This is a genomic window from Gordonia sp. SL306, assembly GCF_026625785.1.
Classification (GTDB): Bacteria; Actinomycetota; Actinomycetes; order Mycobacteriales; family Mycobacteriaceae; genus Gordonia.
This window is the reverse complement of record NZ_CP113063.1, coordinates 3,809,501-3,821,985: the sequence shown is the minus strand read 5'-3', so window position 1 is coordinate 3,821,985 and position 12,485 is coordinate 3,809,501. Positions and strand designations below refer to the sequence as shown.

Here is a 12,485-nt window from a genome sequence, read left to right as displayed (position 1 = left end):
CAGCGGTCGAACTCAGCCGTAGATCGTCTGCCCGGCCTCGTCGGCTTCCTTGCCGATCCGCCGGGCGAGGAAGAGGCCCTCCAGCGCCAGCTCGATCGCGCTGGCGCGTTCGCCGTCGACCTCAGCGTCGAGGCGGGCGGCGATGTCGTCGAGGACCGCGGAGGTGGTCTCCGGGTCGGGGATCGATCCGAGCAGATCGGTCGCGGTGACGCGATCACCGGTCACGACGGGTTCACCGTTCTCCAATGCGTCCACCAGCGGAGCCATTTCGATGCCGCCGAGATGCGCGCGCACGGTGTCGGCAACCGATTTGCGCATCAGGTGTTCGAGGATCTCGAGTTCGCGCCCCTCCTCACCGGATTCGAACTCGATCTTGCCCCGCAGCACCTCGATCACCGACTCGAGATCGACGACCCGCGCCACCGCCACGTCCTCCCCGGTGACCGTCGCCCGATGGAGTGCAGCAGCCGCCACGGTCTCCGCCCCTGCGATCGAGAAGCGCGCGGAGACACCGGAGCGTTGATCGATCGACGGATGGTCACGGGCATAACGGGTGAACCGCGCGAGGATCTCGGTGATGAAGGTCGGCACAGTCGCAGTGAGGTCGGCCTCCTGCTCGATCACCGCGATCTCGTCGTCGAGTTCCAGCGGATAGTGCGTCCGGATCTCGGCGCCGAAACGGTCCTTGAGCGGCGTGATGATGCGGCCGCGGTTGGTGTAGTCCTCCGGGTTCGCGCTGGCCATCACGAGGACGTCGAGCGGCAGGCGCAGCGTGTAACCACGGACCTGGATGTCACGTTCCTCCATGACATTCAGCATCGACACCTGGATGCGCTCGGCGAGATCGGGGAGTTCGTTGATGGCGACGATGCCGCGATGGGACCGTGGGATCAGACCGAAGTGGATGGTCTCCGGATCACCGAGGCTGCGCCCCTCGGCCACCTTCATCGGATCGATGTCGCCGACCAGGTCGGCGACCGACGTGTCGGGGGTGGCGAGCTTCTCGGCATAACGCTGGCTGCGATGACGCCATTCGATCGGCAGATCGTCGAGCAGATTGGCCGCCTTACGGATGGATCCCGGGGTGATCGGCTCAAAGGGGTGCTCGCCGAGTTCGGAACCGGTGATCACCGGAGTCCATTCGTCGAGCAGACCGACCAGTGTTCGCAGGATGCGGGTCTTGCCCTGACCGCGTTCGCCCAGCATCACCACATCGTGTCCGGCGATCAGAGCGCGCTCGAGTTGTGGGATCACGGTCGCCTCGAACCCGACGATGCCGGGCCAGGGATCGCGACCCTCGCGCAACGCACTCAGCAGGTTGTTGCGGATCTCGTCGCGCACACTGCGCTGGATGTGGCCACTCGCGCGCAGCTCACCGAGTGTTCGGGGCGACGGGTGATGGGTTTCGGTGGTCTGGGAGGTATGTGTGGTGAAGTTCTCCTCTGGCACCTGGTCCACGGTACTCCGCAGTGGACGCGGTCACCTCGGCGAAGGTGGGGACCACCCCGGATCGCGGCCGATGAATCCGACGAGCCGCGACACCGGATCGGCGTCGTCGGCGACCGGGACGGCCGGTCCGTACTGCCCCGATGCACGCAACATCTCCTCGATCCCGACCATCCCCGAGCGCAGGTACTCGGCGAACGCGGGGTCCAGCGCCGGCGCGTGGCCCGCCGACGTCGCGAGGTCCCATGTGTGCATGTAGACGTCGGCGGTGTAGAACTGGTCGATCGCGTCGGCCAACCGGTGCTCACCGGCCATCGGATGGGCGAAGGTGTCGTCGGCGGACGGGCCGTCGAGCAGCGCCTGAACGGCCGCGGCATGTGCCTTCCACGCGGCGGCCGGATCGTCGGCGACGGGCGGGCCGGCGGGCAACTCCACTCCGCCACCGGCGAGGAATCCGGGAAACCACTCGACGAGGTGCGCGACGACGTCACGTGCCACCCATCCGTCGACCGGCGTCGCCGCATCCCAGTCCGACACGGCGGCGATCTGCGCGGCGAAGTCTTCCGCGACGACGCGATGGCGCTCGGCAGGCGAGAGCCCGACGATGGAGTCGGCCATCGGGCTCACACCTCGCCCGACGTGAGCAGGTTCTCGAGTGCGTCGTATCCCTCGTTGACGCCGACCTCCATGCCCGATGCGAGCCACCCGTCGCGCGCCTCGAAGCTGTCGCACAGAGACTGGGCATGCAGACGTGTGGTGCCGTCGCCGAGATCCTCGAACCACAGCGTCTCGAGGGCCACCTGGTCCGGCATCCCCTCGAAGGTGAAGGTCTGCACGACCTTGTCGTCGGAGACCGAGTGGAAACATCCACGGAAGCCGAATTGCTCGCCGTCGCGCTCGGAGACGTATCGCCAGCTGCCTCCGTCGCGGACGTCCCAGTCGATGATCCGGTTGCTGATCGAACTCGGCCCCACCCACCGGACGAACAGTTCGGGATCGGTGTGCGCCTTCATCAGCTGGGCGGGAGTACCGCGGAAATCGCGGGTGATCCGGATGATCGGGACCTCCTTGTCCGCTTCGATCGCGGCCTCCGGATAACGGGTCTGTACTGCGCTCATGATGCCTTTCCTTTCCGTCGTGGTCTGTCGTCCTCGCGACGTTGTGCCGCGGGGCCGTCGTTCATCTCCGCGAGCAGGGCGTCGAGACGCTGATAGCGCTCTTCTGCCTGCCTGCGATAACGCTCGATCCACTTGGTCATGAGGTCGAACACCTCCGCTTCCAGATGGACCGGGCGGGTCTGCGCCTCCCGGGTACGGGTCACCAGACCGGCCTCCTCGAGCACCTTCAGGTGCTTGGACACCGCCTGAATGCTGACGTCGTACGGGTCGGCGAGCTGACTGACCGTCGCGTCGGACACCGCCAGCCGCGCGACCATGTCGCGCCGTGTCGGGTCCGCGAGAGCGGCGAACATCTTTGACAGCTCGTCGGCCACCTGACTCCTCCTCAACCGTTTGGTTGAATACGAGTGTGCGCCGGGCTGCCACCCTTGTCAACCCATTGGTTGAATAAGCGGAGCCCTACCACCGGCCGAGCAGGGCGGAGCGCCAACGCAGCCCCCTCCGCCGGCCGAGTAGGGCGGAGCGCCAGCGGAGCCCGTATCGAGGCCACGCGCCCATGATCTCGATACACGCCCTCGGCTGGCGCCTCGGCCGCTACTCGATCAGCAGAATGCCGAGCGTCGCTATCCGCCCCCTGAGGAGCGAAGCGTCTCGAAGGGTCAGGCGGGACCGAAGGGCTCATCGCCCCGGAGCGTGATCCGATGCATGACGCGGCGGGTGTCGCCGTAGTCGCGATTCGCGTAGTGCAAGGTGTTGCGGTTGTCCCAGAGGACGACGTCGCCCAGACGCCACCGATGCCGAACGATGTGCTCGGGCTTCGTGATATGCGCGTAGAGAAGATCCAGTATGCCGCGGCTCTCCGCGTCGGATACCCCGTCGATATGCGATGTGAAGCCCGGATTGACGAACAGCGACTTGCGACCGGTCTCCGGGTGGACCCGCACCACGGGATGAGTGACCGGCACGAGTTCGGTGACTTCCTCTCCGTCCCAGGTGTTTCCGCGACCACCACGACGCTGCTTGAGGTAGTAGCCGAACGCACGGTTGCCGTCGTGCACCGCGGTCAGCGAATCGGCCAGTCGGCGCACCGGCTCCGACAGCGACTCGTACGCCAGCTCCGCATCGGCCCAATTCGTGTCGCCGCCGTTGCGCGGCAACACAACTGGCCGAAGAATCGAACCCATCGGAGGACGCGGCATGAACGTGACGTCGGTGTGCCAGACATCGGCGAACCCGTCGTCGGCGCTGTCGAGTGAGTAGACCTCACCGGGAACGTCGCCACTGTTCCAGACCGGATGCCCGAACGTGAGGTCCCCCAGCCGCCGGCCGAACTCGATGTGCTCGGCATCATCGATCTGCTGGTCGCGCAGGACGATCACCTTGTAATCGATCAGGGCGTGGCGGAGGGCGACGATCTGGTCGTCGGAGGCAGATGCGATGTTCACACCGCGGATCTCCGCGCCGAAGGATGGGCCGAACTCGTCGATGTCGAACTCGACCCCGGCGGAGAGGGTGTCAGTGGTGTCGGACGACGGGGTGATGGACAGGGTCATGGATGGTCCTTTTCGGATCGCGCTGGATGGGATGGGCTCCGTCGTCTCCCGGAGGCGATCCGTGATGCGATCCATCCGACCAGGTCATCCGGTGAATCCCGGTCATCGCGACCCTCCCCGCTCCGGCGGGAGCCACGCGTTCTGCGCGGACGGACCACGCGACACCCGTGAGGAGAGTCGGCGAGCCGGATGCAGTGAAAGTCACCCCATCTTTGTAGTGAACCTGCGCAGGTCCGCCCAGGGTTTGTCGCACGCTGAGCGAAAGGGCTCAGCTCCCCCTCTCTCTCGCCGACAGCAACTGAAATCTCACTGACAGCAACCTCTCACCCGTCGACAGCAACGCGTTCTGCACCGACAGCACCGGCGGGAGGTGCCCACCCTCAGAGCTGGCGCGGCGGCGCGCACCTTCACCGACGACAACGTTGCTGTCGGCGCGATCCGGGTTGCTGTCGGCGCGATCCGGGTTGCTGTCGGCGGGACGGTGGTGGGTCAGCGGACGGCGAGCCAGACGGCGAGGCCCAAGCCGCCGATGGCGACCGCGATCCGCAACGGCCCGGCCGGCAGTCGCTTCACCACCGGCGGTCCACACCAGCCACCGATCAGACAGCCGATGGCCATCGCCAGTGCCGCCCACCAGTCGACCGGTCCGAAGATCATGAATCCAACGGCCGCGATGGTGTTCGCGATACCCAGGAACAACGACTTCGACAGCGCCGCGCGCCACAATGGCTCGCTGGTGAGCACGAGCATCAGGGCGAGCACCATGATGCCCGCCCCGGCACCGAAATAGCCTCCGTAGACCGAGATGATCACCAGCGAGATCAACCACACCCATGGCCGGTCCTGGTGGCTGGTCGCCCAGCGCCGGAGAACGGGCTGACACAACAGCGCGACCGCCGCGAGAGCGACCAGAAACGGCACGATGGCCTCGAAAGCTCCCGGCGGGGTGAGCAAGAGGATCACCGCACCGATCGTGCCGCCGACGAGCGATGCGATAGCGCCACCGATCAGGCGACGCCGGTCACCGTCGAGGAGGACCCGGCCGGACTGGGATGTACTCCCGATGCCGACGGCCACCAATGACACGGTGTTCGTGACGTTCGCCGCTATCGGGCTGAGTCCCACTGCGAGCAGGGCCGGGTAGCTGACCACCGATGCCAGCCCGGTGATGTAACCGATCAGTCCGGCCCCGAATCCGGCCAGGATCAGGAAAGCGAATTCGACCGGGCTCACGGATTCGGGGGATCAGTGTGCGAAATGTCGTGCGCCCGTGAGGTACAACGTGACACCGGCCTCCGATGCCGCCTCGATCACCTCGTTGTCGCGGATGGATCCGCCGGGCTGGACCACCGCGCGGACCCCGCCCGCGATGAGGACCTGCAAGCCGTCCGGGAACGGGAAGAAGGCGTCTGAGGCAGCCACGCTGCCGGTTGCCCGGTCACCGGCGCGCTTGATGGCGAGGTGAGCGGAGTCGACCCGATTGACCTGGCCCATGCCGACGCCGACCGACGCGCCGCCGTCGGCCAGCAGGATCGCATTCGACTTCACCGACCGGCAGGCCCGCCAGGCGAATTCGAGATCGGCGAGCGTCGCCGGCTCGGCCGGGGCACCGGCGGCCAGGGTCCAGTTCGCCGGGTCGTCACCGTCGGCGTCGAGGACATCGCGTTGCTGCATGAGAAGGCCGCCCGAGATCGGCTTGGTCTCCACGCCCGCGCGCTGCGGCGCCGGTGCGGTCAGTACCCGGATGTTCTTCTTGCGGGTCAACACCGAAAGCGCGCCGTCGGCGAAGCCGGGAGCGATGACGACCTCGGTGAAGATCTCGGCGACCTGTTCGGCCATCTCCACGGTGATCTCACGATTGGCAGCGATCACACCGCCATACGCGCTCACGGGATCGCACGCGTGGGCCTTGCGATGAGCTTCGGCGATGTCGTCGCCCACGGCGATCCCACACGGATTGGCGTGCTTGATGATCGCGACCGCGGGGGCGTCGAAGTCATGCGCGCTTCGCCATGCCGCATCGGCATCGGTGTAGTTGTTGTAGCTCATCTCCTTGCCGTGCAACTGCTCCGCGGACGCCAGTCCACCGCCCGCCTCGCTGAGGTAGAGGGCTGCCGCCTGATGCGGGTTCTCGCCGTAGCGCAACAACGACGACCGGTTCCAGGTCGCGCCGACCCAGTCGGGGAAGATCTCGGAATCCGACGACGGCGCAACCACGCTGGACATCCACGATGCGACCGCGACGTCGTAATCGGCGGTGTGACGGAATGCCTTGGCCGCCAGCACCTTACGTTCGTCGAGGCTGAAACCGCCTGCCGTCACCGCGTCCTGCACCACGCCGTAGTCGCCGGGGTTCACCACGACGGCGACCGTCGGGTGGTTCTTGGCAGCACCACGGACCATCGAGGGTCCGCCGATGTCGATCTGCTCGACGCACTCGTCCGGCCCCGCCCCCGACGCGACGGTCTCGGTGAACGGATACAGGTTGACGATGACCAGGTCGAATGCCGCGATACCGAGCTCGGCGAGCTGGTCGACGTGACCCTGCTTACGGCTGTCCGCGAGGATGCCGGCGTGCACCATCGGATGCAGGGTCTTGACCCGTCCGTCCAGGCATTCGGGGAACCCGGTCAGCGTCGACACCTCGACCACCGGGACCCCGGCGTCGGCAATCGTTTTCGCCGTGGAACCGGTGGACACGATCTCGACGCCTGCACCATGCAGCGTCGACGCGAGGTCGGCGAGTCCGGTCTTGTCATAGACACTGACCAGCGCGCGGCGGATCGGGCGTCGGGAGCTGCCGGTGGGGCTCTGTGCGTTCACGGGATGTCGGCCTTTCGTCCGTCGATCACTACACCTCTGGTGACGAGTGCGGTCACCACGTCGGCGAGCAACACACGCTCGACCGATTTGATTCGTTCGTGCAGGGTGTCCGCGGTGTCGTCCGCTCGCACCGGCACGGGCTCCTGCGCGAGGATGGGCCCGGTGTCCACGCCGGCATCCACCAGATGCACCGTGGCACCGGTCACTTTCACGCCGTGGGCGAGGGCGTCGGCGACCCCGTGTGCGCCTGGGAAAGACGGCAGCAACGCCGGGTGCGAGTTCACGATGCGACCGCCGAATCGGGAGAGGAACGCCGGCCCAAGGATTTTCATGAACCCCGCAGTCACCACCCATGCAGGATCGTGTTCGGCGACGCGCTCGGTCAATCGGGCATCCCAGGCGGCACGGTCGGGATGATCGGCGAGTCGGAGATCCACCAGGGGGACGTCGTGGGCGACGGCGATGTCCGCAGCGCGGCATCCCCGGTCCACCACGAGGGCCACGATTCGGAACGGTGCGCCCTGATCCACCCGCGCGAGCAATGATTCCAGCAGCGAACCGGTACCCGATGCCATCACCACGACGGGTACGCGAACCGCAGGCACGGAGGGCTCTGCGGGGACTGCGTTCACATCTGGGAGCCTAGTGGGCGGCCTGAATGCCCTGATCGTCGGGGCGGTGCGGTCCTGCTCCGTCAGCGCGGGTCGCCCGAGTACTCGACGTCCTCGTCCGCTGTGCCCACGCTCTCGTGTTCGTCAGCCGTGTCGAACTCGTCGGCTGACCCGGTGGCGTCCCACTCGTCGTCCCGGCCGCCGTCATCCCGGTGCTCGCCGTCCGGGTCGTCGTCAGACCAGGCGCCGTCGGCACCGTCGTCCTCATACTCCGAGTCCTCGTACTCCCAGTCCTCGTACTCCCAGTCGCCCTCGTCGTCTGCGGTGAGGTAGTCGTCCTCGTAACCGGGGTCGTCCACGTCGAAGAACTCTTCTTCGACGTCGAGCATCTCGCGCGCGGCGCGGGTCGACGGAAGCGTTCCGTAGACCAGCGCGACCACCATGCCGGCGACAACTATCCAACCGAGTGTGAAAACGCCTGCGCTGGGCAGGGTGACACCGGCATCACCGAACTCGCCGAGCACGCCACCCGCCATCGCGCACAGAACCACCATCGTCGATGCGGCGACCGCACCGGCCACCGCGACGGACCGCACATTCGCCAGTGGATCGATGTCGCGGCAGCGCCACGCCACCAGCAGCGCGATCGACGCCGGGATCACGAAGCCAAGGATCCCGAGCATGCCTGCGCCGCCCTCGGGCAGCACGCCGAGTACCGGCAGCGGAGGCACCGGGCCGCCGTGGACGTCGAGCAGATCGACGGTCGCGCCACCGACATGGACGTCAGACCCGACGAGCACCGCCGCTGCCCCGACGACCGCATTGGGCAGGTACAGCACCGACAGCGCGGTGAGTCCGAGGTAGCCGTCGAGATCACTGCCGCCACCGATCAGATCGCCGACGACCCCCCATCGCATGACCAACCGGATCACGACGAGTGCGGCCGCACAGGTGAGCAGCGCGGCCACGGCGAATCCACCCAGCCGCACGCCGCGCCGCACTGCGGGCGTGATCCCGAAGCGGTCGTAGCACTCTCGCCGACGCCGCCAGACGATCCCGAGCGTGGCCGCTGCCGCATGGATGCCGGCCGTGTAGCCGAATGCGGTCAACGCGGCCGGACTCTGCAACGGAAAGACCGACGACCCGTCCATCACGACCGCGAGCGACAGGGCGGTCATCAGCAGTGGACCACCCATCGCCGAGAACACGACCGCCACCAGCTCGGATGCGGGCCGCTCGGGGCCGCTCACCGACGCCGCCAACCGCGCGGATCCGGCGGCCACCGCGATCGTCGGCAGCAGCGGGAGCACCCCGATCGTCACGCCGCTCATCGTCAGCGGGACCTGATGGATGGCGAGCCAGATCGCACCGACCGCGGTCGCCATCCCGTCGAGTCCGCTCCCGGCCGACAGCAACACCGTCAGGACCACCACGGCCGACACCAGCATCGTGACGACCGGGACCGCGAACGCGACGACGACGAGCTCGCGTGCAGACCCGTCGGGCATCGCCCGTTGGGCACGGCTCAGCTGCCGCATCTGACGCAGACGCGACGCGAGGTTGTCAGCTGTAGGCGAGGGCATCACCATGAGCGTGGCACGACCCAACCATCACATCCGGCAGACGCGCCGCGACAACCCCAGAAAGCGACACGCGTCGCAGGCGTCGCACGCCGATGACCTCTGTGACACCGCGGCGCCCCGCCGACATTGTGTCGACGGGGCGCCGGATGATGCGGGTGCCGGAGGGTCAGTGACCGCTCGACTGCTCCGGTTTGTTGAGCTTGGTGGTGGCTTCCGAACCGCTGTCGCCTGCCTGGGCGGACCGCTCCGGCGAGTAACCGGCCGACGCCCCGGCCTCGGATGCACCGACCGTCGGGCTGTAGCCCGGCGACGAGGTCGGCGACGACGGCACATGGGTGTACGCGGACGGATCATAGGTGGGCTGCTGCGTGGTGGCCGCACCGTAGGCACTGGTCTGCGCATCGCCGTAAGCCGACGACTGGGTCTGGGCCGGGACCTGAGTGGTCGGAGCAGCGGCGTCGGCCGACGCGGCGGTCCCGCCGATTGCCGGTGCCACCTTGACCAGGTCCAACACGATCGACAGCCAGAAGACGGCAAGCGCGGCCACGATCAGCGACAGCACCAGCTGGGTGTAGTCGATGCCCGAATTGGCGATGAACTCCGACCCGCGCGAGGCCGTGTGGATCACCGCGAAGATGTCCGTGATCGCCGTCCCGACCGCAGCCGCCGCGATCACCGGCACGAAGATCTTCGTGTCGATCTTCGGATGCAGGGTCAGTACCGCGAGCAGGGCGATGAATGCCATATACGGCAGATACGCACCGAGATTCCAGAAGCTGACGATGGCGTCGACGCCGGCGACCGCCGCGACCGCGATGGCGAGAAGCTGGCCGATGTTGCCCGGCAGTCCCTGGCCCTGCGGCTTCGGTGCCGCCGGGGAACCATATTGTCCGTAGCCCTGCGGGTTCTGCGGGTACTGCTGCTGGCCGTAGCCCTGCGGGTTCTGTGGGTACTGCTGGCCGTAGTTCTGCGGGTACTGCTGCTGGCCGTAGTTCTGCGGGTACTGCTGCTGGCCGTAATTCGGCGGGTACTGCTGACCGTAGGTCGGCTGCTGCCCGTAACCCTGCTGGCCCTGTCCCTGTTGGCCCTGGCCCTGCTGGTCGTACCCCGGCTGCCCGTAGCCCGCACCTTCCTGGTGGCCGGACTGTGAGTAGCCGCCGTACTGCCCGTAACCCTGCTGGCCGGATCCCGGTTGGTAGGTCATCGCATCTCCTGCTCAGTCGTCTGTGCCCCCGCGGTGAGCGCATGTGCCGGGCCCCACGCTAGTACATGTTTTTCGATGCCCCTATGACATGGCATTCGCCGCACTGCGCGATGTGCCGATGACCTGCGCCTTCTACCAGCGATGGGCAGTCCCCTGGTTCGCGTACCACGCGATCAGGCCGTAGTCGTCCACGGATCTCGGGTCGATGTTGACGTCGGCTCGCCCCGCCAGGATCCCGGTCACCGGCACCTCGAGTTTCTTGCCGGTCCGGGTATGAGGGATTCCCGGCGCCTCGATCACCTCGTCCGGCACGTGCCGCGGCGACAATCTGGTCCGGACTTCCGACGCGATGCGCGATCGCAACTGATCGTCCAGGCCGGCGCCGGGTACGAGCGTGATGAACAACGGCATCCAGTACGCGCCGCGCGGACCGTCGACCCCGAGGACGAAGGCCTCGGCGATCTCGTCGATTCCCTCGACCACCTCGTAGATGTCGGCCGATCCCATCCGGATGCCATGCCGGTTCAATGTGGCATCGCTTCGGCCGTGGATGACCATCGAACCGCGATCAGTCACTGTCACCCAGTCGCCGTGCCGCCAGACCGACTCAGGTGGCGGAGATGCCCACTCATGGGTGAAGTACGCGCTGCGGTAACGCGCGCCGTCGGGGTCGTTCCAGAACGACACGGGCATCGAGGGCATCGGTGCGGTGATGACCATCTCCCCGACCTCATCGATCAGCGGTGTACGGTCCGGTGCCCAACTCTCCAGCGCCACTCCGAGATAGCGAACCGAGAGCTCACCCGCGACGACCGGGACACCTACCGAACCACCCGCGAACGCGGTGACCACGTCGGTCCCCCCACTGATGGACGAGATCGGCAACCCCGGCTTCACGTTGTGGTCGACCCAGGTGAACAGATCGGCGGCGAGAGTGGATCCGGTGCTGCCCAGGGTTCGCAGGGCGGAGAGATCATGATCCCGGCCGGGACGCAGCGCCGCCTTGCGAGAGGCCTGCAGCTGCCCGGGGCTGGTACCGAAGTAGGTGACCCCTTCGGATTCGACGATCTGCCAGAGCCGGTCCGCATCGGAGTACAGCGGTGATCCGCTGTAGCAGACGATCCTGGTGCCGCAGAGCAACCCGGCGACCTGAAAGTTCCACATCATCCAACTGAGCGCGGTCTGCCAGAAGAAGACATCGTCGGGCCCCAGATCCCCGTGGAGTCCCGCCGCTTTGAGATGTTCGACCACCACCCCGCCGTGGCCGTGGACGATGCCCTTCGGCTTGCCGGTCGTGCCGGAACTGAACAGGACCCACAGCGGGTGGTCGAACGGCACCGAGATCGGTTCGAACGGTTCACCCTGGTGATCCACCGCCTCCGCGTAGCCGATCCGGCGACATTGCGCCGAACCCGGCTGTGCGGCAGTACCGCTGGGTAGGCCACCGCCACCCGGCGGTGCGACGACGACGTGCGCGACCAACTCGGGCAGGAGATCGGCCAATGCGGCACTCTCGGCTGTCTTGTCGACGACCTTGCCGTTGTAGCGGTAACCCGCGGCGGTGACGAGAACCTTCGGGTGCAGCTGCGCGATGCGGCCCGCGGCCCCCTCCGGTGCGTAGTCCTGCCCGCAGCCCGACCAGATCGCGCCGACGGAGGCGGTGCCGAGAAAGGCGATCACCGCCTCGGGGATGTCCGGCAGATACGCGGCCACCACATCACCGACGCCGACGCCGAGATCGGTCAGGGTCCGGGCGAACCCGGCGACCTGTTCGGACAGTTCCGACCACGCGACCTCGGTCCGTCCGCCGTCCTCGTCGATGCCGACGATCGCCGCGCCCGGCCGGTCGGTGTGCCGCAGGATCGCGGACACGTAGTTGAGTCGCACCCTCGGAAACCATTGCGCGCCCGGCATCTCGCGACTCACGAACACGTCGGCATCGTCGAGGAGTGGCTGCCCGTCCGTCGTGACGGCGATGTCATCGAGATCGTAGAAGTCCCATAACGCGCGCCAGAACCGGGCGGGCTCGTCCACGGACCATTGCCACAGCGCTGCATAGTCGGTGAGGTCACGACCGGACCGCTCTCCTGCCGCCGCGGCGAACGAATCCATGTATGTCGTCCGGGAAGTGCTCTGCTGCGAATCGT

The 12,485-nt window shown here is 67.2% G+C and carries 11 protein-coding genes; all 11 read right to left on the bottom strand.

Going from position 1 to position 12,485, the window contains the following annotated elements:
• Positions 1-12: 12 nt before the first annotated feature.
• Positions 13-1,458 (bottom strand): sigma 54-interacting transcriptional regulator, encoded by a 1,446-nt coding sequence (locus tag OVA31_RS17530; protein ID WP_267627894.1) that lies wholly within the window; start codon positions 1,456-1,458, stop codon positions 13-15.
• A gap of 21 nt (positions 1,459-1,479) precedes the next feature.
• Positions 1,480-2,064, bottom strand: coding sequence for a TIGR03086 family protein (locus OVA31_RS17525; protein WP_267627893.1), 585 nt, complete (start codon positions 2,062-2,064; stop codon positions 1,480-1,482).
• Between the two features lie 5 nt (positions 2,065-2,069).
• Positions 2,070-2,564: an SRPBCC domain-containing protein gene (locus OVA31_RS17520; RefSeq protein WP_267627892.1), complete on the bottom strand. Its 495-nt coding sequence runs from the start codon at positions 2,562-2,564 to the stop codon at positions 2,070-2,072.
• Entirely contained in the window at positions 2,561-2,938 is a 378-nt protein-coding gene (locus tag OVA31_RS17515) for an ArsR/SmtB family transcription factor (protein WP_267627891.1), read from the bottom strand. The genes OVA31_RS17520 and OVA31_RS17515 overlap by 4 nt, the downstream gene beginning before the upstream one ends.
• A 285-nt stretch (positions 2,939-3,223) precedes the next feature.
• Positions 3,224-4,117: a TauD/TfdA dioxygenase family protein gene (locus OVA31_RS17510; RefSeq protein WP_267627890.1), complete on the bottom strand. Its 894-nt coding sequence runs from the start codon at positions 4,115-4,117 to the stop codon at positions 3,224-3,226.
• 489 nt (positions 4,118-4,606) lie between these two features.
• Entirely contained in the window at positions 4,607-5,350 is a 744-nt protein-coding gene (locus OVA31_RS17505) for a sulfite exporter TauE/SafE family protein (protein WP_267627889.1), read from the bottom strand.
• A 12-nt stretch (positions 5,351-5,362) separates the two neighbouring features.
• Positions 5,363-6,940, bottom strand: coding sequence for a bifunctional phosphoribosylaminoimidazolecarboxamide formyltransferase/IMP cyclohydrolase (purH, locus tag OVA31_RS17500; protein WP_267627888.1), 1,578 nt, complete (start codon positions 6,938-6,940; stop codon positions 5,363-5,365).
• Positions 6,937-7,515, bottom strand: coding sequence for a phosphoribosylglycinamide formyltransferase (gene purN, locus OVA31_RS17495; RefSeq protein WP_267631581.1), 579 nt, complete (start codon positions 7,513-7,515; stop codon positions 6,937-6,939). The genes purH and purN overlap by 4 nt, the downstream gene beginning before the upstream one ends.
• Before the next feature lie 119 nt (positions 7,516-7,634).
• Positions 7,635-9,134 (bottom strand): DUF6350 family protein, encoded by a 1,500-nt coding sequence (locus OVA31_RS17490; protein ID WP_267627887.1) that lies wholly within the window; start codon positions 9,132-9,134, stop codon positions 7,635-7,637.
• A gap of 166 nt (positions 9,135-9,300) precedes the next feature.
• Positions 9,301-10,338: a DUF5336 domain-containing protein gene (locus tag OVA31_RS17485; protein WP_267627886.1), complete on the bottom strand. Its 1,038-nt coding sequence runs from the start codon at positions 10,336-10,338 to the stop codon at positions 9,301-9,303.
• Between the two features lie 132 nt (positions 10,339-10,470).
• The gene (locus tag OVA31_RS17480; RefSeq protein WP_420714216.1) at positions 10,471-12,450 is read right to left on the bottom strand and encodes an acetoacetate--CoA ligase; all 1,980 of its coding nucleotides are present in this window, start codon (positions 12,448-12,450) and stop codon (positions 10,471-10,473) included.
• Between the last annotated feature and the right edge of the window lie 35 nt (positions 12,451-12,485).

Bases quoted from the DNA above. Each gene is read 5' to 3' on its own strand.
- OVA31_RS17525 (WP_267627893.1), bottom strand. From the start codon at position 2,064: ATGGCCGACTCCATCGTCGGGCTCTCGCCTGCCGAGCGCCATCGCGTC.
- OVA31_RS17520 (WP_267627892.1), bottom strand. From the start codon at position 2,564: ATGAGCGCAGTACAGACCCGTTATCCGGAGGCCGCGATCGAAGCGGAC.
- OVA31_RS17510 (WP_267627890.1), bottom strand. From the start codon at position 4,117: ATGACCCTGTCCATCACCCCGTCGTCCGACACCACTGACACCCTCTCC.
- purN (WP_267631581.1), bottom strand. From the start codon at position 7,515: ATGGCATCGGGTACCGGTTCGCTGCTGGAATCATTGCTCGCGCGGGTG.
- OVA31_RS17490 (WP_267627887.1), bottom strand. From the start codon at position 9,134: ATGCCCTCGCCTACAGCTGACAACCTCGCGTCGCGTCTGCGTCAGATG.
- OVA31_RS17485 (WP_267627886.1), bottom strand. From the start codon at position 10,338: ATGACCTACCAACCGGGATCCGGCCAGCAGGGTTACGGGCAGTACGGC.
- OVA31_RS17480 (WP_420714216.1), bottom strand. From the start codon at position 12,450: ATGGATTCGTTCGCCGCGGCGGCAGGAGAGCGGTCCGGTCGTGACCTC.